Raw genomic sequence first — 20520 nt, 5'->3', positions numbered from 1 at the left:
GTTCCGAACCGGCAGTACGAAAAACAGTATGGAGAACACAATGAAGCAACTCTATGGATGGGGTTTATCGCTGAGCCTGGTTTTTCTTGCCGGATGTTCGAGTGCCTCGGGGCCGACGTTTAACGCTTATACGGTCACGACCGCGGACGGTTCCAGGCTTCATCAGGTCGAATGTCATGGGATCTTCGAGGGACCTGCCACATGTATGAAGGTGGCCCGGCAGATATGCCGCGGAGAACCTGTTCGCGCGGTGCAGAAGATCGGGCGCCTCCAATCGGATAATGACGAAACCGATGTAACGCGGCGGCTCACCTTCGCGTGCGGTGGCGCACCTGATACCGCGCCTGCAGCGGCCTCGCAGCCGGTCGCATCCAAGCCGCAAACGGTCGCCCAGTTCGTGCTGCAAACCGATACCCTGTTTGCTTTCGGGCAGTCCAGCCTGGCTTCAATATTGCCGGGCGGAGCGGCCAACCTCGAGCAGGTCATCGCGCGTATCAAGCAGCGAAGGGGTGTTCAGTCCATTTCGGTCGTAGGCCATACCGACCGCCCCGGGCCGGAAACGGTCAACCAGCCGTTGTCACTGGCGCGTGCACAAACGGTACGGGAATACATGATCAATCATGGGCTCGACGGTGAAGTGATTCATGCGACGGGAGTGGGGTCCCGTGATTCAACAACCCAATGTCCGGTCGGCGAGAGCAGGGCAGTTATCGCTTGCCTTCAATCGGACAGGCGGGTCTCCATCGAAGTTCGGGCACAGTGAGATGGCTCAGTGCCGAATCGACTCGCGATGAACGAGTGAACGTTCGGCGCTGGGCGTACACGCGCGGCCCTGCCAAGGTACGCTATACGCTAAGCTTGCGTGCACGTCGCGCCACAGCCGGCGCGACGCCCCAAACCATCCCTCGCATGTCCACCGCATGGTCGTCCAAGACGGCTCTGGTGCAAATAGCGGAAATAGTCGAGGAGGTTGATTTTGATAGGATAGCTTATTGACCAGAGGCGACCGCATTCCAAACGGCCGGTGTAGCGGTGTCTTGGAGGTCGAGCGTTGCGAGATTGAACTGACCCTTGCGAATGCGATGCATCAACTCGATGCCTGCAATCGTGGTTGTGGCGCTTGTGAACCGCCTGAAGCCAAGCATGACCTTTGTCCGGGACTTGATGTTGCGATGGTCTTGCTCGATCAGGGTGTTCAAGTACTTCGAAGATCTGATCTCAGTGTCCGCGGGCAGCAGGCTAAGCTTGTAGGGCAGGTACCAGCGAACACACAGAAGGATGATCTCGCGATCAAAGTGTCGCCCATCGAACAGCTTGTCCAGGCTCTTCGACTTACTCATCGTCCGTCATCAGTTCGTGTAGTCCGACGACTCGAACCCATTCACTGTCTCCAATTTGCACCAGAACCCTCCGCACCATCACGAAGATCGGCGAAGACCACCGACGCACACTTCCAGGCGTCGACGGCCGTACACTCCTAGCCTGCGAGGAGTTCAGTAATCAGAAAATAGATTCGTAGTACAAATTTTCGATGTATGTTGCTGCAACGATTATAGGTTTCCGTGAAGGGTGCGACAAAGACCTTGTAAGCAGGGCGGCATGCGTCTCGGGCATGGCAGGAGAGGGCATGCCATCCCTCACGGGGGCACGAGGTTGTTCGCGCAGATGAACCGGGCAACCGGTTGGCATTCACCCAATCTTCAGGGCCAGACCCGGCAGCGATGCGCCCGGTTCCTGACAGGCATCAATTAGTCGTCGCTTGTCCGCATGGTCGAAGCTGCGTTTGCCGCCGGTATCAACGCGTGTCATCCGAAAGGGTAAAAAGGAATCCAGGCTCGGCTGCACGCTCCTCCCGTTCCGATTTCTCGCTTGACAAAGTAACAGACCTGTCCGTAATATTAAAATTACTTACAGGTTAGTCACTTTACTGTGAGCAGCCATGCGGGTGATAGAACCAGAGACTTTCTCAGGCTGTCCCAAGACATCGTCAATGTCGAAGGCGGCTGCATCGCCGGTAGCCACCCGATCGGGGCAACAGAGACCGTGCTCACCACCCGTCTTATCCATTCGATGCGCTGTGATGGTTTCGAACGAAGCATCGTCACCTTGTGCATCGGCGGCGGGGAAGATATTGGGCTCGCGCTCGAAACCATTGCATAAGGCTGGGACGGGATCATGGATCAGTTGAACGAGCAGCGCTATCTAGAAGATTTTGCAGTGGGGCAGACGTTCGGCTCAGGGCGGCTGCGCATCGACAAGGAGCGGGTCCTCGCGTTCGCTGCCGAGTTCGATCCGCAGCCCTTCCATCTCGATGAGGCGGCGGCACGCCACTCGATTTTCGGTGGTCTGGCCGCCAGCGGCTGGCACACCGCTGCCGTGACAATGCGGTTGTTGATTGAGACCGAACTCAAGCCGGCTGGCGGCTTTATCGGCGCTGGCCTTGACGAGTGCCGCTGGCCCCGGCCGGTGCGTCCCGGTGACGAGTTGCGCGTCGAGTGCGAGGTGATCGAGGTGCGACCGTCAAAGTCTCGTCCGGAGCAGGGGCTGATCAAGCTCCGAACGACCACGTTGAACCAGGACGACGAGGCCGTGCTCGTGCATGTCGTGAACATGGTTGTGCCGCGCCGGAAACAACATTCGTCTTGATACCGGAAGGCGGGATATTCATGGACATCGGTTTCATCGGCTTAGGCGTCATGGGACAGCCCATGGCGCTCAATCTGGCCCGCGCTAGCACACAACTCGTTGTCTGGAACCGCTCCGCTGACAGATGCGAGTCGTTGCGAGCGGCCGGCGCAACCGTCGCGACCCATCCTGCCGAGGTATTTAAACGGACCCGAGTGGTATTCCTGATGCTGGTCGACGGCGACGCAATCGACGCCGTCCTCGGCCGCGGCACATCGCAGTTCAGCGCGAACGTTGCGCACCACACGATCGTCCACATGGGGACGACCTCGCCCGACTACTCGCGCGGACTCGAGGCCGACATTCGCAACGCCGGTGGCAGCTACGTGGAAGCGCCCGTCTCAGGCTCGCGCAAGCCCGCCGAGGCGGGCCAGCTCGTGGCGATGCTGGCGGGCGAAAACGCGGCTATCGAAGGCGTCCGCCCTCTGCTCGAGCCAATGTGCCATCAGACGATGGTGTGCGGCCCGGTTCCGAGCGGGCTTCTCATGAAGCTCGCGGTAAACCTGTTTCTGATGACCACGGTCACCGGCCTTGCGGAAGCGGCTCATTTTGCCGAGCGGCATGGTCTGGACATGCCGCAGTTCCGTGCCATCGTCGACGCCGGTCAGATGGCGAGCGACATCTCACGCTTGAAAATTCACAAGCTGGTGACGCGTGACTTCGATGTCCAGGGGTCGATCACCAATGTGCTGGAGGTCAATCGATTGATCGCGGAGGCGGCGAGAGAAGCCGGGGTCGCGTCGCCACTATTGGATGTCTGCTACACGCTATTCGGTGAGACGCAGGCATTGGGGCACGGACAGGCCGACATTGTGGCCGTCGTCCGCGCGCTCGAGGCAAGAACCGATTCCGGCAAATGATCGCGTTCGACTAGACCAGCAATTTCGTGGCAGCGTCGATGAGGTCGCCCCTTAGATCACCCGACTCCGCTATCAAACCGGTGACGTAGGCGCCGTTGATGACCAGCGCGATCTGAGACGCGGTGCGCCTGGGATTACTCACGCCCACCCTGGCAACGATCGCTGCGAGCCTCGCCCGCATTTCCGCCTTGTTATCTCGGGCGATAACCCGGCCTGGATAGTCGTCGTCGGGAAACTCCGTCACCAGGTTAAGAAAGGGGCAGCCGCGATAGGCTGGGTGCGCAATCCGTTTCGCGATTCCAGATAGCAGCGCGTTTAACAAGGCGCGCGGGTCCTCAGCGTGCTTCTCTTCAACGTCATCCCACCACACCCAGAACAACCGGTCTTTCTCGGCGGCGAAGGCGGAGATCAACGCGTCCTTGGACTCAAATACGCGATAGAGGCTCGTCTTCGACACCCCGGATTGCTCGACGACCGTGTCGACGCCGATGGCACGGATGCCCTCGCGGTAGAACAGGTCGCTTGCCGTCGCGAGGATACGCTCGCGTGCGCTGACTTCGCCCTTTGGTGGGGCTCCCCGCCGGGGTCGGGCTCCTGCCTTCATATCCGCAAACTCCTTTCATTCGGATTATCTGATTGACAAAGTAACAGATCTGTACCTAGTATGAAAGTTACGTACAGGTATGTTACTTTAAAGGGTGGTACCCATGCGTGTGATTGAAGCGGAAACCTTTTCGGGCTATGGCGGATTGCGGCAGATCGAACTACCCAAGCCGCAACCGATGAAAGACCGGGTGCTGGTTCGCGTGACGGCCGCCGGCGTCACGCCGCTCGAATACACGGTCCTGTCGGGTGGACACCCTCGAGCCAAGGCGCCGCTGGTGCTCGGCAATGAGGGCGTCGGTGTCATCGAGAACGCAGGCGACTCCGGGCTTGCGGTGGGAAGCCGCGTGATGTTCACGGGACCCTATGGCGTTGGTGAGAATGGCGCATGGCAGGAATGGCTGCTGGTGAGGCCGGAACATCTTGCGTCGGCTGACGCGATCGGGGACGTCGTCGCGGCTAGCCTTCCGGTGGCCTATCTAACGGCGCAGATCACGCTGACGCAGGCCGGGTTCAAGCCGGGTATGACGGTGTTGGCTCCAGGAATCGGCGGGTCGGTCGGCAACGCGACCTATCAGCTCGCGCGGGCGCAGGGCGCCGGCAAGGTGATCTCCACGGCTGGCAGTGCGGCGAAGGCCGCGAGAGCGCGCGAACTTGGCTTCGAGGACGTGATTGACCTCACCGCGGAAGGTCTCGCCGACGGCGTTCGTCGGATAACGGCCGGCAAGGGCGTCGATATCGTCATCGAGAGCATCGGCGGCACTGTGACGAGTGAGGCGTTGAACAGCCTGGGTCTCGGCGGTGTCCTGATCACATTGGGCTATTCCGCAGGACGCAAAACCACGATCGATGTCACTGACCTGATCTGGAAGCGCGCGCGGATGGCTGGCTTCTCCCTGTTCGCCCAGTCACCGACCACAATCGCCACTGCGTGGCAGGACATCATCCCGCTAATCGTAAGCGGATCAGTCAGGCCGATCGTCGAGCGGGTCTACCCTCTCGTCGAAGCAGGCGAAGCCTTGCGTCACCTGATAGAGGATAGGCCGTTTGGCAAAGTCATTTTAACGATGTGACCGACATGACAAGCGGATATTCGCGGCTCCCATGCGCGCCCGTTTCATTGAGGCGATTTGCTTATCCTGGCTCCAGGCAGTCAGACGTTGCGCGGACGAGATTTCCTCGACGCGATGCAACCATCAGGAGGACGTTATGCTGAATTGGCAGGTGGGCTCGGTGAAGATAACCTGTGTGGTCGAGATTTTGATGTCGCTTCCCTACGATCCGGAGAGCTTCTTCCTGCGGGACGCGACGCCGGACGCGCTGAGGGCCAGCCCCTGGCTCTATCCGCACTTCGCCAACGAGGATGGTTCGCTCAACGTCTCCGTCCAGGCCCTGCTCGTGGAGGCGCCTGGGTTGAGGCTGATGGTCGACACCTGCATCGGCAACGACAAGCCGCGCGGTCTGGTGGGCGGAAACCCGCTGGCGACGTCGTTCCTGCAACACCTGACGGACGCGGGCTGGAGCCGCGACGATGTTGACGCCGTGATCTGCACCCATCTGCACGTGGACCATGTGGGCTGGAACACGATGTTGGTGGACGGCAAGTGGGTTCCCACCTTTCCCAAGGCCCGCTACCTGATCGGCAAGCGCGAATTCGAACATTGGAACAACGAGGGCGACGAGGAGCAGCAGGCGATCATGGGCGACAGCGTGCGGCCGATTTTCGACGCCGGCCTGGCCGAACTGGTGGAGATGGATCACCGCATCTCGCCTGAGGTGCGCCTGAGGCCAACCCCTGGCCACACGCCGGGCCATGTCAGCGTGATGATCGAATCGGAAGGGCAGAGCGCGGTGATCACCGGCGACATTGCCCACCATCCCTGCCAGATGGCGCACCCCGATTGGGCCACGAGCCTCGACAGCGACACCCAGGCCGCGACGACCACCCGCGCGAAGATGTTCGCCGAATGGGCCGACCAGCCGATCCTGGTCATCGGCACCCACTACGCCGCGCCGACAGCTGGACATGTGAAGCGCGACGGGGCGGCGTTCCGGTTCGAGGTCTAGCCGCCAGACGGCCAAGGAGAGGATCGACTGACTGGCCGGCGTTGGTTGATACGCGCAAACCACCCTCGAATGCAGCCGCGCATGGGCGTCCGGCTATTTTTTGGCAGCTGACCGCCAGCCCAGAGGCGCTGCCAACCGGAATTAGCAATCAACGGAGTAGTCGCTATGGATAGGTTGCAGGGAAAGGTGGCCGTCATCACCGGCGGCTCGTCAGGGATAGGCCTCGCCGCCGCGAAGCTCTTCGTCGCCGAGGGCGCCTACGTCTTCATCACCGGCCGTCGCCAGAAGGAGCTCGACGAAGCCGTGAGGGCCATCGGGGGCAATGTGATCGGCATCCATGGAGACGTCGCCAATCCGGATGATCTTGATCGTCTCTATGAGAACGTCAACGCGACAGGGCGAAGAATCGACATCGTCTTCGCCAACGCTGGCATCGCTGAGTTCGCCACCTTGGACAATATTACTGAAGCGCATTTCGACAAACTGTTCAATACCAACGTGAAGGGAGTGCTCTTCACCGTCCAAAAGGCTCTGCCGCTCTTGAATAACGGTGGATCGATCATTCTCACGGGCTCCGTCGCGAGCGCCAAAGGGACGCCTGCCTTCTGGGTATACGGCGCGACCAAGGCCGCCATCCGCAATTTCGTACGAGGATGGACTGTGGAGTTGAAGGACCGTCGCATCCGTTCAAACGTCCTTAGCCCGGGGCCAATTGATACCCCGATCATTGGCCAGCAGCCTCCGGACGCTATTGCGAGGATTTTATCTACCATCCCGATGGGACGCATGGGGAAAGCCGACGAAGTTGCCAAAGCTGCTCTGTTTCTCGCTTCGGATGATTCGAGTTTTGTCACGGGCATCGAACTCTTCGTGGACGGGGGCAGAGCGCAGATCTGACCGTCAATTGATTCGCTCCGAGGGACACCGCCGCCTTGTTCGCTAAAGATAGGGTTGTCGAGCTTCCGTATCTGGCGGGGTCTCGGCATGCAGTGGCAATACACGACATTCCGCAACCCGATGCCCTATCAGGTATGTCCGGGCGCCGTATCTACTTAGGCGTCCATCGAAGAGGAGTTTCATCATGAAAGGGATTGTGCTCACCGCATATGGCGAACCTGCAACGGGACTTGAATTCCGTGAGTTGCCCGAACCCGGCGATCCGGGCGCGGGCCAGGTGATGGTCGCGGTCGACTATGCCCCAGTCAACTTCAGCGACATTCTCGTCGCGCGGGGCTGGTATTCGGTGCATCCCGAGTTGCCATCTGTTATCGGCAACGAGGGTGCGGGGCGCGTGCTGGCTAATGGCCGATACTGTTGAAAAAGTCGTAGCGCGTCGCCCTAACACCACGAGCGAAATATTCGACCTGTCTGATCGCCCCACAAACCGCTCGGGAGCATCGGTTAAGGGTAAAGCGACCCATGAAAACCGGGTTAGAACGACCATCACCGACTTTTTCAACAGCCTCGGCCATGAGCCGTCATTCACCTATGCCTTCGCTCGGACATTCAAACGGCAGTTCTCCCCTGAAGCGGTCCGTCGATGGGGCCCTATCAAAGCACCGATGATGAGACACGGCTCCTTCGCCCTTCCGCGCGCTGCCTAGGACAATAGACGCCGGGTGACTTGGCGCGCGTCTTGTCCGGCGCCTGCGATTGGTGGAAAAACGCTTGCAAATAGCTTTCATATAGACGTTCACTATGGGAGCCACCAACCGCGCAATCTTCACGCAGGATTTTGGTATTTCGATACTGCCATCACGTTGACACCGACTGGTTTGGCGCATTTCGCGACCACAGTCAGACAGATGGAGATATCGATGTCGAATCAAGCACGTTATTGCGTAATTGGGGCGGGCGCAGCCGGTCTGGCGGCCGTGAAGACGTTGTCGGAGCAGGGTTTCGCCGTGGACAGCTTCGAAAAGAGCGACCGGGTTGGCGGCCACTGGCACGTCGATTACGACGCCTTGCATCTCATCACGCCGAAGAGCAGCTCGTTCTTCGACGGCTTCCCCATGCCGGACTCGTACCCGATGTATCCGAGCCGCGAGCAAGTCGCGGCCTACATGGTCAGCTACGCCGAAAAGTACGGGCTGACCCGGATGATCCGTTTGAACACCGCGGTCGAGCGCATCGAGCCGCTGGGCGAGCGAGGCCGTGACGGTTGGCGCGTGTCGCTTTCGGATGGCTCGCAGCACCTTTACAAGGGTGTCGTCGTCGCGAACGGGCACCTGTGGGACCAGAACATTCCCGCAGTTGGAAAGGGCTTCACGGGCCGTTCGATCCACTCTGGGTCGTACAGGAACACGAGCGAAATCGAAGGCCGCGTGCTGGTCGTGGGCTTCGGCAACTCCGGCTGTGATCTCGCCGTCGATGCAGCGCAAAGCCGGTTCGACGTCACGATTGCGATGCGCTGCGGCCAGGTGTTCCAGCCCAAGACGTTCTTCGGCCGCCCGCGTGCGGAGCTGCCGTTCCTGAACGCGATGCCGCCCGAGATGGCGAACATGGTCACTTCGACACTGATCAACACCGTGCTCGGCTCGCACGAAAACTATCCGGGCATGCCCGCACCGGAGACCTACGACCTCGAGAAGCAGCCGCCGGTGGTGAACTCGCTGCTGCTTTACTGGATCCAGCACGGCCGCATCAAGGTGGCGCCGGGACTGCGTGCCATCGAGGGCAAGCGCGTGTTCTTCACCGACGGCACGGACGCCGAGTACGACACGATCCTGTGGGCAACCGGCTTCAAGACGACGCTGCCGTTCATCGACAGGTCACTGCTCGAATGGCGCGACGGCGTGCCGCTGCGCACGGCTGCGATGACGCTCCCGACGTCGCTCGAATCCCTGTACTTCGTCGGCCTGGCGGCGCCGCGTGGCGCACAGTGGCCGGTGTATTGCGCGCAAAGCCGTCTGATAGGGCGCCTGTTCGCCATGCGTGAGCGCGGCACCAAGAATCTGGCGCAGCGCTTCAGCCAGATGCAAACCCCGGATTCGCGCATCGACATCGTGCGCCGTTTCTGGCAGGCGAACCTCGACGAGAGCAATCAGCAACTCGATACGCTGGATCACAAGGCCGTAGCTGCGCAGGAAGTGGAACCCGACCTCGCAATCTGATCACGACTAGACCTGAGAGATATGGAAATGACGACATTGAAACAACGCTCACCCGAGAAGAGCGTAATCGTGACGGGAGCGAACTCGGGTATGGGCCGCGCGACGGCGCTGAAGTTTGCCAATGAAGGCTGGCATGTCCTGGCGGTTGACGTGGCGCACTCCGCCCACGAGGTCGACGAAAACATCACCACTGTCATCGCCGACATCAGCGACGAAGCGGTCCTGAGCGCGGCGGTCGAAAAAGCTCTGACGGGCAAGCCGCGACTCGCTGCGGTTGTGAATGCAGCGGGCGTGTTCCCGACCTCGTCGCTCGACAGCTACGACGCGAACATCTACCGGCGCATCTTCGACATCAACGTGCTCGGCACGCTGAACGTGGCCCGTGTCGGTGCGAAGCATATCGGCCCGGAGCAGGGCGGCACGATGGTGTTCTTTGCATCGGTCGACGCATTTGCGGTGTCGCGCAACCAGTTGCTCTACAGTGCGTCGAAGGCTGCCGTCGTGTCGATCACGCGTTCGCTGGCGATCGAGTTGGCCGAGAGTCGCATCACGGTGAATGCGATCGCCCCCGGCTGGGTAGATACTGAGGGCACGCGCAAGGGCGGACGCATCGAAGCAGCGCTTCCGGGCATCCCGCTCAAACGCGCCGCTTCCGTCGAGGAGATCGCTGGGTGGGCATGGAACCTTGCTCACGAGCCGTCCTACATTACCGGGGAAACCGTCTGCATTGCCGGCGGCGTCTTCATGCGTTGAGCACCCGCCATACCGAGACGTGCAGCCGGTCGGCGACCGTGCTGCATCGGCATGGACCGATGGAGGAGATTCAAGATGACTACCAAAAGCATGACACCGCGCGACATGCATGAATTCGACGCGCCACCGAGCGATCATCACACGTCTACGGCTTCGCTTAGCCGTGCCGTCGTGGGGGTGACTTGCGGCAACATGATCGAATGGTTCGACTTCGCGCTCTATTCGTCGCTTGCCACGACGATTGGTAGGGTGTTCTTCAAAAACGAGGATCACGCCACCCAATTGCTTTCGATCTACGCGACATTTGCGGCTGGTTTCCTGATTCGCCCAATCGGCAGCTTTGTCTTTGGACCGATCGGCGATCGCTATGGCCGTCGGATCGCGTTGACATTGAGCATCGCGTTGATGTCGGTCGCGACCTTCTGTATCGCCATCCTGCCGGGATATGAACGTATCGGCTTGGCTGCCCCGATTCTCCTGCTTTGTATTCGCCTGCTTCAAGGCCTTTCGACCGGCGGCGAATACGGCGGCTCGTGCACGTTCATCGCCGAGCATTCGCCCGACAAGAAGCGCACCTTCATGACAAGTTGGCTGGAGTTCGGAAACATATCCGGCTTCCTTCTCGGAGGAGCGCTCGTCAATCTGCTTACGTTCTCTTTGGGTACGGCGAGCATGGAAGCTTGGGGGTGGCGCATTCCGTTCGTGGTCGCCGGTCTCGCAGGTCTCGTCGCGCTTTATCTCCGGCTTAACGTCGATGAGTCGCCGGTCTTCAAGCAAATGCAAGAAAACGAGAAGCATCAGAAAGGACTCGCCAAGAGCAAAAGCATCGTGCAGCTTCTTATCGAGGAGTGGCCGCAACTTCTCAAATGCGCGGGACTCACCGCCGTGTTCAATATCACCTACTACGTGGCGCTTGGTTATATTCCGGGCTACCTTTCCGATGTGGTCGGGCATCCCGTGCAGTTCGGCAATCTTCTGGCAATGATCGCCACGCTCGTCATGCTTGCCTTCATTCCCGTTGCCGGATGGCTGGGCGATCGTGTAGGCGCTAAAAAGATGATCGGCCTGGGCTGCGCGGCGATCATCTTCGGCGCGATTCCCGCATTCAAGTTGTTGAGCAGTTCGAGCGTGGTGATTGTCTTCGCCGGCCTGATGATGCTGGTTCTCGCCCAACTGCTTTTCGAGGGCGTCATGCCGGCGACGCTTGCTTCTCTATTCCGCGCTCCCGTGCGATATAGCGGCCTTGCCATCAGCTACAATGTATCGGTCTCCTTGCTTGGAGGAACCGCGCCACTCATCAATACCTGGCTCATCCACCGAACAGGCAATCCGGTTATCCCGGCGTGGTATCTAATGGGCGGTGCAGTGCTCGGCCTGATTGCGCTCAGATTTGTCAAGGATATGACGGGCAAGCCGCTTCCGATGTAATTCCTCCGCGCAGATCATCCTGCGCGATTCGAACGCAAAACGCAGGTATCGGTGCAAACCGATGCCCTGGTGCTGCGTGTCAAGTACGCTTTCTTGTCGTCTTTGAGTGACAGGAGAGTAATGACGCCTGATGCGTTCACTCGATAAAAATGGAGTTCAGTGATGCGTATATGCTGGGTTCACCCGACGGCGAAAGTGCCCGAGATGGAGCAACTTTGGAGCACCATCGAAAGGACGATGAATCCAGTGCTCGCGGCTGGGAACGAAATCGAATATCGATTCTGCGACGGCAGTGCCAATTTCACACGGTCTTCGTACGCGGAGCACATGAACTCCGTGCTGATGATGGATCAGGCGATCCGCGCCGAGGAGGACGGTTTCGATGGGGTATTCCTCGGCTGCTGGAACGATCCGCTTTGGGAGACGAGAGAAGTCCTCAGCATCCCGGTGGCGTCAGTCGGCGAACAATCGATGCTAGCGGCGATGGCGATGGGACATCGGTTTGCGGTGGTCACCGTTTCACGGAAGACTGCGATCGCGATCGAACGAGATGTGCTGGCGTATGGCTTCGGTGAACGCGCCATAGCGCGTCCGGTGCGGTCGATATCGCCGGAGTCCGACGGTGGCCTGCTGATGAGCGCAGTGACGGACCCTGTAAGGGAATTCATCCCCCGTTTCGAGCAGGCCGCACTAACCTGTATCGCCGACGGTGCAGACGTGATCCTGGTGGGTTGCGCCTACTTCGGCCCGTTGCTGAGACGCGTCGGCTACACGCACGTGGCGGATACGGGTGTTCCCGTAGTGGATTCGACGACCGTTGCAATCAAGTATCTCGAAGCGATGATCGGAATTGCACGTACGACAAGCCTGACCAAATCGATGGGACCGACCTTCAAGACACCAGATCGTGACAAGGTCGAGCGCGCGCGTCAGGCCGTTGCTGGTGCGCGTACGTGGTTCTGAAGCTGGATCGTTCGACGGCAAGGTTCAGGTAGTCGATTAGCCAAGAGAATCGTTCGGTGCTGGTGTCGTTAAAGAGAGCCGAGGCGTTGCGCCTCGGCTTTTTTTTCGCGCTCGCTGCGGGATTTCCCGAGCCTCGATGCTTCACATGCGATTTCAAATCGCCTCTGGAAATCTTCCATAGCCAATGCCTTTGGGTGGTACCGGCAACCCTATCCTTCACGCCGCATTTTGGCCTTCCGATACTGCATTCAACGTGAAGATAACGAAGTAAAGAACCCAGTTCACGAGTTGCTTTGCACCATCCACAAACCACCCGTATGACTGCATGACCATCGTGCGGAAATCGCTCTGCGATCGAAGTCGCGAGCACCGATGAAGTCGCATTAATTGAGGATATCCAAGTATGAATTCGAAAGTCACTGCTCGCCAAAAGATCTCATCAGGCGGCGCCTATGAGAGCGTCTTCGGTTATTCGCGCGCCGTGCGAGTAGGGCCGCACCTGCACATCTCCGGCACCTGCGCTCCGCCGGCACACGAGAAGAGCGATGCCTACGCGCAAACGCGGGCAATCATCGAAGTGATCCAGAAGGTGCTCGTGGAAGCGGAAATGCGCTTTGAAGATGTGGTTCGTACAGTGGTCTACGTCCGCGACATCAATGATGCGGAAGCGGTCGCAAAGGCGCATCTCGAGACGTTCGATTCGATTCGTCCGGCCAGCACGCTAATTCAAGTCGATTCGATGCTTCGTCAGTGGCAGCGCGTAGAGATCGAAACCTTTGCGATCAGGGAAGAAGCTTGAAGGAACGCCGCCGACCGGTCGATGCAGCGTCATAAAACAGAAATATCTAGACCGGGCTTGATGGTTCCGTCCGGGCGACTTTCGACATTGTTTGGAGATTGGGTAATGAAAATCAACAGAAAGCTAACGGTCGTCGCGGTGTCTGCGCTCGCATGCGGAGCAGCGCATGCACAGTCGTCGTCGGTCACCCTGTACGGTGTCATCGACGTAGGGCTCGACTTCACGAATAACAGCGGTGGCAAGCAGCTCTATCACATGCAGGACGGAACCTACGACGGAATCTATGGAAGCCGCTGGGGCCTCAAAGGCGAAGAGGATCTCGGTGGCGGACTCAAGGCGATCTTCAGGCTGGAAAACGGCTTTAACGTGGTGAACGGTTCGCTGGCGCAGGGCGGACGCGAATTCGGCAGACAGGCCTGGGTCGGCGTGTCCGACGCCCGGCTGGGTACGGTCACGCTGGGCCGTCAGTACGACTCAGTTGTTGACTACTTCCAGCCGGTCACCATGACGGGCAACTGGGGCGGCGTGGCATGGCATGCCAACGATATCGACAACAGCGCAAACTCGTTTCGGGTCAACAACTCGATCAAGTACGCGAGTCCGGACATTCATGGACTGACGTTCGGCGGCTTGATGGCGTTGACGAACGCGAATACGGAAGGCACGAGCAAGATCGGACTGTGGAGTGGCGGCGCAGGCTACACGGTCGGCAACCTGAACATCGGAGCGGCATACCTGTTTGCGAAGTCTCCCGGAACGTTCCTCTCGGAAGGAAGCTATCAACCGAATACGACTGGGGCAGCCGTAGGCGCAACCGGCATATTCAGCTACATAGGACAGCCTTCGAACGAGCAGGTTGTCGCCGTCGGCGGGACATACAAGCTCGGCAGCGCCATGTTGGGTCTGGACTACTCCAACGTGAAATTCGACCGTGCCAACGGCTCGAGCGCGACCGTGAAGTTCAATACGTACGAAGCGTGGGGACAGTATCGGTTCAATCCGGCCACCACGCTTGCGCTCGGATATGAATTCACGAATGGCGACATCGGCTACTCGTCCGCCGCGCCGAAGTACCACCAGATCAACTTGATGGTCGACTATCAGTTAAGCAAGCGCACGGAGGTCTACCTGTCGGGGGCTTACCAGATCGCGGCGGGCGCGTCGCAGCCTGCCGACATCTTCGAAGGGGTCACGGGAACGGCCTCATCCACCAACCACCAGGTCGCCCTCCGCGTCGGCATGGTTCAGAAGTTCTAAGCGGGCCGCTTTCTCACATCGATCGCCTTTGCAGCCACTCGTCGAGTCGCTTGCAGTTTCACATCCGGAGCATATATGAACATCTTGACCCTTCGAATCAGTCGTGTACCCGTACGCATCATGATCGCAGCCGTTGCTACCTGCGGCTCTCTGACAATCCAGACCAGCGCACATGCGGAAGTGCAAGTGGGCAACACATGGCAGAAAGTTCGGGAGACCGGCGTTCTGCGGTGCGGAGCCGGAATTACCCCGCCGTATGTCACGCGCGACGCCAAGACTCAGCAGTACGGTGGTCTGTTCACCGAGTTGTGTCGCGGGTTCGCGCGAGACGTCCTGCACGTCAAGCCGGAGTTCGTCGACACGAGTTGGCCGAACATGATTGCGGGCGTGCAGTCGAACAAGTGGGATCTCGCAATGTCGTTGAGCTATACCGAAGAGCGAGCCAAGGCGATCAAGTTCTCGGCCCCGGTTGTGTATTCGAGCGTGACGTTCGTCTACAACAAGAACAACCCGAAACTCAAGACGCCACCCAAGACGGTTGAAGATCTCGACAAGCCGGACTTCTCCGTGGCGGTCATGTCGGGTTCGATCGCTGACAAGGCGGTGGGCGCTGGAATGAAGACGACGAACGTCATGCGGCTTCCGGGCACCGACGAAACACGGCTCGCTCTGATGTCGAAGCGCACCGACTTCATGGCCGATGACAGTGCGACGAACCTGATTGTGGTCGCCGCTCACCCGGATACATTGTCGGTGTTCCAGCCGAAGCCCGAACTCGTTCCGCAACCCGCTTGCTTCGGGATGAATAAAGCCATGTCCGATGCCGACATCGACGTACTGAACAAGTACATCGAAGAACAGAGAAAAAATGGCTCGAATGACAAGCTCACCAAGCAGGCCGTTGATGCAACCGTCGCGTCGGATAAGTAAAGCGTCGGGAAGCGGCGTCGCCCCAAAAACGCGGGCGGCGCTAGATACGGTAACGCAATAGTTGTGCTGGAGCGACTGGAAGTTGTTCGCGGAGAGATGGAATCTCCGTTGCAGCCAGTTTCGAAGGCAAGACATTAAAGTTGGAATGCCACCATGAATGTTCAAACCTGCATCGAACTCGACCCGGCCAGTGTAGCGTGTGAGACGACGGGCGAGCCGGCGTTTGTCGAGTTCCGCGACGTCTATAAGTCCTACGGCGAGAATCTGGTCGTGATGAACGGCATGACGCTCGACATGCGCGCCGATGACCGGCTGGTCATCATCGGCCCTAGCGGTAGTGGCAAAAGCTCACTCCTGCGCGTAATGATGGGGCTGGAAGGCATTCAGGGTGGTGAAATCCGCTTCCAAGGTGAGCGGTACATCTACAGTCCTGATCGGAGCAAGCCCAGCAAGCTCGAGAAGAAGACGCAAAAGCAGATTGGGATGGTGTTTCAGCACTACACGCTTTTCCCTCATCTTTCCGTGCTGGGCAACCTGATTATTGCGCCCGTAAAAGTAGGCGGGTTGTCACGGAAGGAGGCGACCGAGCGGGCCCGGAAGTATCTCGCGAGACTCGGACTCGAAAGCAAGCTGCACGCGTATCCGAGCCAGCTTTCGGGAGGACAGAAGCAGCGTGTCGCCATCGCGCGTGCGTTGATGCTCGAGCCGAAACTGATGCTCTTTGACGAAGTCACATCGGCGCTCGATCCCGAGATGGTGGTGGAAGTACAAAGCGTGATGATGCAGCTCGCCGAGCAGAAGATGGCGATGATCATCGTGACGCACGACATGCACTTTGCGAGGGATATCGGCACGCGGGTCGTCTTTTGTGCAAACGGCTCGATCGTGGAACAGGGGCCGCCAAATGACCTGTTCCGTCAGCCGAAGGAAGCTCGCACACGCGAGTTTCTCGAAAAAGTCCTGCATCTCGACTGAGGAGTTCACCGTGGACTATCACTTCGATTTCGACTTCCTCCATGGCAAGCTCGGCCTTCTGTTGAGCGGACTGAAGATCACCCTTGAATTGACCGTCGCGTCCAATTTGATGGGCCTGACGCTTGGCTTTCTCCTGTGTCTGGTCACGATGAGCAAGTGGCGATTCCTCAGGTGGCCCGCGCAAATGTTCATCGAGTTCTTTCGGTGTACACCGGCCCTGTTGCAGATCGTCTGGTTCTTCTATTGCATCCCGATGATGTTCGACTTCTTCATCGCTCCGGTGCCGCTCGGGATCCTGGCTCTGGGCCTCAATGTCACGGCGTTCAACGCGGAAGCGTATCGCGCCGGCGTGCAGGCCGTACCCAAGGAGCATCTGGACGCGTGTGTTGCACTTGGGCTTCGTCCCTGGCAGCGGACACTCTATGTGGTGTTACCGCAGGCGCTGCGCATGGCCGCACCGGTCCTGATGACCAATGGCATCGGAGCGCTTCAGCAAAGTGCGCTGGTCGCGATCGTCGCTGTGGGGGACCTGATGTACGTCGGCAGCCAACTGGCGACGGAATCGTACCGGCCGCTCGAAACATACAGCCTCGTTGCTCTGATCTACTTCGCCCTTTCGATTCCGGCTTCACAGATCGTACGGATGGTCGAGCGTCGGCACGATCTGTCAATTCAGCGCTGAGGAGAATGCAGATGTCCCACATCAACGTGGTCTATCCCTACGTCGCCGTCCTCTTGCGTGGACTCGGCATGACCCTGGCGTTTACGACTGGGTGCGCAATCGTCGGAAGCCTTGGGGGTTTCGTTCTCAGCTTGCTGAGGATGTCTTCGAATCGCCTCGTCAAGGCGGCGACGGGCTTTTACGTCGAGTTCTTCCGGGGGACACCGCTGCTGATTCAACTGTTCTGGATGTTCTTTTGCCTGCCGGTCGTTTTTAACGTCTCGATCGCACCGGCCGTTTCGGTTTTGCTTTCATTGACGCTTTATATGGTCGCCATTACGAGCGAAACATTCCGCGGTGCGTTGAGATCGATCGCCTCCGAGCAGCACGATGCATCGGTCGCGCTCGGCCTCACTCCGAGAGTCAAGATCCTGTATGTGATCTTTCCCCAAGGCCTGCTGCGGGCGACGCCGCCGTTGCTTTCGAACGTGGTCAGTCTTTTCAAGGAGAGCGCGCTCATCTCGAGTGTAGGTATCGCGGACCTGATGTTCGTCGGTCAGAACATCTCGAACAACACCGCTCGTCCGCTGGAGTTTCTCACCGCAGTCGGCGTGATCTACTTTCTCGTTGCGTTTCCACTTACGCGGCTGGTCGGTGTGGTCGAAAGCCGCCTGCTGCGCCGTTATGCATATTGACGCGCGAACGATTGCGAGGCGATTGGCACACGCGTTGTCGGATGGATTTTGTTGCAAGCAACCACTTCATCGAGGAATCATGAGTCGAATCACGAGCAGTTTGCCGTACCAGTCCGCTGTTGTCACTGGCGCATCGAGCGGTATCGGACGCGCCGTTACCCGAAGGCTCGTGGGCGAAGGACTGCGGGTTCACGCGATCGATCGCGATGCCGAACAACTGAAAAGCCTGGCGCGCGAATGCGATGTCGCGACGACCGTCATCGATCTTCAGGACACGACGGGACTCGCTGAACTGTTCATGCGGGAGGAGATCGACGTCGTGGTGAACAACGCGGGCGTGTTGCCCGGCACGGGAAAATTTGGAGAGAGACCGGAGACGGATATCGATTTGATGCTCGGCATCAATCTGCGGGCGCCGTTGCATATCGCGCACATGGCCCTGCAGGGGATGCTGGAGCGAAAGCGCGGCCATCTGTTTTTTGTCGGATCGAGCGCTGGGCGGTATCCGCATCCGAATTGCGCGGGTTACAGCGCCACGAAAGCGGGTATCAGCATGTTCTGCGATGCCTTGCGCTGCGATCTGCTTGGCAGCGGAGTCCGTGTGACGGAGATTGCACCGGGACGCGTACAAACGCACTTCTACCGGACGGCGCTTGGCGACACGACAGCGAAGGAGAAACTCTACGACGGTTATCGCTCGATTCAGCCGGAACATATCGCTGAACTCGTAGGCCGGGCGATGACGCTGCCCGACTACGTCGATGTCTCTCGTATCGAGGTGTTCCCCACGGATCAGGCGGCCTGTGGATCTCAGATCGTGTCGTACGAGAAATAGGGCTCTTTATCGAGGGCGCCCACGCGGGCGACGCGGAGCCGTGCCCGCTTTTTGCGAAGTGAAGTTCTTTCGCGGCAGCCGCTCTGCGAGCACCGCTCGTTAATCGAGCCGCTATTTTGGCAGGGACTACAATGCTGGGATCATCCGGGCTTCCGTGAGCTCGCGGCAGGTTGCACCGATGAGGCCGTCGAGGGTTCACGACGCATGGACTTGCACGCCGTATCGAAACCGGACAACGCGACGGGTGGAATCCATCCTGAGTTCTGTCCAGCGGTCGAGTCGATCGGCTTGAAATCCGACTTCTTCAACGACCAAGACAGCGATGACGCTCCAGCAGCTCCATTACTTTCTCGCCGCTATCGAACACGGCACGCTTTCCAAGGCAGCGGAGCTGCTGAACGTGGCGCAGCCGACGCTTTCTGACCAGATCATTCGGCTGGAAGAGTCGATGGGAACTACGCTGTTCATTCGCACGAACCGGAAGCTCATGCTGACCGAAGCGGGTCGGCGGCTTCAGCCATTCGCCCAAGCGACCATCACCGCATCGCGACAAGGCTACGAGGCGGTCCAGTCGGTTCGAGAACTGAAGGGCGGCGTCGCGAGCTTTGGCACATTCGGAACCGCGCACCACTACTTTCTAACGGACCTGATCAAGGAGTTTCGAACCCGTTTCCCCGAGATGAAGGTGAAGATCGTGGGGAACAACTCGTCTGAGATTGCCGAGGCGGTGAGCCGCGGCGAACTTGAAGCGGGGCTCGTCATGATTCCGCTGAATGAGCGGAACCTCGCGGTCAGCGAGCCGGTGTGGTCGGCACGCGTGGGCTATATCAGCGCGGAGCCGAGCAGAGTCGAACGGCCGAAAACCATCGAGGAGATAGCGGCCGCGCCTCTCATTTTGACGGAGGCCCGCTGGAATACCTCCGATTCAATTCGCACGACGCTCACAGCCCGGGCGCAGAAAGCCGGGGTGATCCTCAATCCGATCATCGAAGTGGATCATCAGCAGACAGGGTTCGAGCTGGCTGCACAAGGCGTGGGCGATGTCATTGCGTCACAACCGATCCTTCATCAATTGGGGTACGCAGATCGCCTTGGGTGGACGCCCCTTGATCCGCCGCTTTACGAGGTCTTTGCGTTCATTCATCGCTACGACGCCCCGTTATCGGCATCGACGCGTGTGCTGATTCAAATGATGCGTGACCATCTCGCGCGCATTCAAAGACGATATGCGCACCTCGATTCGGACACGCATTCGGCCGAAAGACACGGTGACAATACGCGCGACATCCCCTGATGTTGGCCGGGAATGGGCCTGCTGTCATTTGTCTCGATGGTCGCTGGAACAGCTTGAGTTGCGGGCGGCGCGCAGGCCCGATCGTACCGCGATCGTTTTTTTATGAATGTGGTGTTCCTGCCGACGTCTTCATCTGAACGCGGGCAACGGTCGATCATTTGCTTGCGTTGTGGGTTTGTTAATGGCCGTTTCGACTATGATCGCGTTGAAAAAGGGCGTGACCTGACGGTATCAACCTCCCAAGCCGTCTTGAGGGGTGCGTGGCTTTCTTTTTTTAAGGCGGGCGGCGTTGACCTTCCAATGCGGCGCCCCTAAAGCCGTTGAGTGCCCGGAAGGAATGCCGGTATCGCTGACGGTATCGGTGGGCGCAATGGGACCCGAGCGAGGCACAGCGTTGGGTTTGCGGCAGGTGGTTGTCAATCGAGTGGGAGTAGAATTCCCGCTAGGAAACATCATTCGCTAGTTGATTGGCTATTAAGTGTTTCGAGTAAACGAATTTCACGATATCAAGTCTGATGGGTAACCGAACCCGACGACCTGCCGATGAAATACGTTGTTGAATTGAGCGAACCGGAGAAGAAGACCTTGCAACAGCTGTCGCG

General features: G+C 59.0%; 20 protein-coding genes and 2 pseudogenes. 20 read left to right on the top strand and 2 right to left on the bottom strand.

The annotated features are described in order from the left end of the window. Window positions 1–28: 28 nt before the first annotated feature. Window positions 29–763 (top strand): OmpA family protein, encoded by a 735-nt coding sequence (locus GNZ13_RS32580; protein ID WP_236002295.1) that lies wholly within the window; start codon window positions 29–31, stop codon window positions 761–763. 226 nt (window positions 764–989) lie between these two features. On the opposite strand, the pseudogene GNZ13_RS52920 reads toward GNZ13_RS32580, so the two are convergent. Then, a pseudogene (locus GNZ13_RS52920) lies at window positions 990–1217 on the bottom strand (DDE-type integrase/transposase/recombinase); the annotation flags it as partial. A gap of 748 nt (window positions 1218–1965) precedes the next feature. On the opposite strand from GNZ13_RS52920, the pseudogene GNZ13_RS32570 reads away from it, so the two are divergent. The 3 genes and pseudogenes from GNZ13_RS32570 to GNZ13_RS32560 all read left to right on the top strand — a co-directional run. Further along, a pseudogene (locus GNZ13_RS32570) lies at window positions 1966–2160 on the top strand (acetyl-CoA C-acyltransferase); the annotation flags it as partial. A gap of 15 nt (window positions 2161–2175) precedes the next feature. Beyond that, window positions 2176–2646 (top strand): MaoC family dehydratase, encoded by a 471-nt coding sequence (locus GNZ13_RS32565; RefSeq protein ID WP_172172250.1) that lies wholly within the window; start codon window positions 2176–2178, stop codon window positions 2644–2646. A 20-nt stretch (window positions 2647–2666) separates the two neighbouring features. Beyond that, window positions 2667–3545 carry an NAD(P)-dependent oxidoreductase gene (locus tag GNZ13_RS32560; protein ID WP_172172248.1) on the top strand — a complete coding sequence of 293 codons (879 nt, stop codon included), beginning with the start codon at window positions 2667–2669 and terminating at the stop codon, window positions 3543–3545. A 10-nt stretch (window positions 3546–3555) separates the two neighbouring features. On the opposite strand, the gene GNZ13_RS32555 is transcribed toward GNZ13_RS32560, so the two are convergent. Beyond that, a complete protein-coding gene (locus tag GNZ13_RS32555; RefSeq protein WP_172172246.1) occupies window positions 3556–4149 on the bottom strand; it encodes a TetR/AcrR family transcriptional regulator in 594 nt (197 codons plus the stop codon). A gap of 103 nt (window positions 4150–4252) precedes the next feature. On the opposite strand from GNZ13_RS32555, the gene GNZ13_RS32550 reads away from it, so the two are divergent. The 16 genes from GNZ13_RS32550 to GNZ13_RS32475 all read left to right on the top strand — a co-directional run bounded on the left by GNZ13_RS32550 (window position 4253) and on the right by GNZ13_RS32475 (window position 19918). Further along, on the top strand, window positions 4253–5221 hold the full coding sequence (locus GNZ13_RS32550) for a quinone oxidoreductase family protein (protein WP_172172244.1): 969 nt from the start codon (window positions 4253–4255) through the stop codon (window positions 5219–5221). Between the two features lie 136 nt (window positions 5222–5357). Beyond that, complete coding sequence (locus GNZ13_RS32545; protein ID WP_216675118.1) at window positions 5358–6215, top strand: MBL fold metallo-hydrolase; 858 nt, start codon at window positions 5358–5360, stop codon at window positions 6213–6215. A gap of 165 nt (window positions 6216–6380) precedes the next feature. Then, entirely contained in the window at window positions 6381–7112 is a 732-nt protein-coding gene (locus GNZ13_RS32540; RefSeq protein WP_172172242.1) for an SDR family NAD(P)-dependent oxidoreductase, read from the top strand. A 184-nt stretch (window positions 7113–7296) separates the two neighbouring features. Then, entirely contained in the window at window positions 7297–7533 is a 237-nt protein-coding gene (locus tag GNZ13_RS32535) for an alcohol dehydrogenase catalytic domain-containing protein (protein WP_172172240.1), read from the top strand. Between the two features lie 499 nt (window positions 7534–8032). Next, window positions 8033–9328, top strand: a complete 1296-nt coding sequence (locus tag GNZ13_RS32530) for a flavin-containing monooxygenase (RefSeq protein ID WP_172172238.1) — start codon at window positions 8033–8035, stop codon at window positions 9326–9328. A 27-nt stretch (window positions 9329–9355) separates the two neighbouring features. After that, complete coding sequence (locus GNZ13_RS32525; RefSeq protein WP_172172236.1) at window positions 9356–10081, top strand: SDR family NAD(P)-dependent oxidoreductase; 726 nt, start codon at window positions 9356–9358, stop codon at window positions 10079–10081. 90 nt (window positions 10082–10171) lie between these two features. Then, window positions 10172–11509, top strand: a complete 1338-nt coding sequence (locus tag GNZ13_RS32520; RefSeq protein ID WP_172172234.1) for an MFS transporter — start codon at window positions 10172–10174, stop codon at window positions 11507–11509. A 237-nt stretch (window positions 11510–11746) separates the two neighbouring features. Beyond that, window positions 11747–12472 (top strand): aspartate/glutamate racemase family protein, encoded by a 726-nt coding sequence (locus tag GNZ13_RS32515; protein ID WP_172172232.1) that lies wholly within the window; start codon window positions 11747–11749, stop codon window positions 12470–12472. 403 nt (window positions 12473–12875) lie between these two features. Further along, window positions 12876–13271, top strand: coding sequence for a Rid family hydrolase (locus tag GNZ13_RS32510; RefSeq protein ID WP_172172230.1), 396 nt, complete (start codon window positions 12876–12878; stop codon window positions 13269–13271). A gap of 105 nt (window positions 13272–13376) precedes the next feature. Beyond that, window positions 13377–14528, top strand: a complete 1152-nt coding sequence (locus GNZ13_RS32505) for a porin (protein WP_172172228.1) — start codon at window positions 13377–13379, stop codon at window positions 14526–14528. 75 nt (window positions 14529–14603) lie between these two features. Then, entirely contained in the window at window positions 14604–15458 is an 855-nt protein-coding gene (locus GNZ13_RS32500; RefSeq protein ID WP_216675117.1) for a substrate-binding periplasmic protein, read from the top strand. Window positions 15459–15611: 153 nt separating this feature from the next. Beyond that, complete coding sequence (locus GNZ13_RS32495) at window positions 15612–16433, top strand: amino acid ABC transporter ATP-binding protein (RefSeq protein WP_172172226.1); 822 nt, start codon at window positions 15612–15614, stop codon at window positions 16431–16433. A 10-nt stretch (window positions 16434–16443) separates the two neighbouring features. Further along, complete coding sequence (locus GNZ13_RS32490) at window positions 16444–17115, top strand: amino acid ABC transporter permease (protein WP_172172224.1); 672 nt, start codon at window positions 16444–16446, stop codon at window positions 17113–17115. 11 nt (window positions 17116–17126) lie between these two features. After that, window positions 17127–17789, top strand: coding sequence for an amino acid ABC transporter permease (locus tag GNZ13_RS32485; protein WP_216675115.1), 663 nt, complete (start codon window positions 17127–17129; stop codon window positions 17787–17789). A gap of 79 nt (window positions 17790–17868) precedes the next feature. Then, entirely contained in the window at window positions 17869–18624 is a 756-nt protein-coding gene (locus GNZ13_RS32480) for an SDR family oxidoreductase (RefSeq protein ID WP_172172220.1), read from the top strand. Window positions 18625–18946: 322 nt separating this feature from the next. Continuing rightward, entirely contained in the window at window positions 18947–19918 is a 972-nt protein-coding gene (locus tag GNZ13_RS32475) for a LysR family transcriptional regulator (protein WP_172172218.1), read from the top strand. The last annotated feature ends 602 nt before the right edge of the window (window positions 19919–20520 follow it).

This window comes from Paraburkholderia elongata (assembly GCF_013177735.1).
GTDB classification, from domain to species: Bacteria; Pseudomonadota; Gammaproteobacteria; order Burkholderiales; family Burkholderiaceae; genus Paraburkholderia; species Paraburkholderia elongata.
Note: the sequence above shows the minus strand (reverse complement) of the source record. Positions and strands in the feature narration are given on the sequence as shown.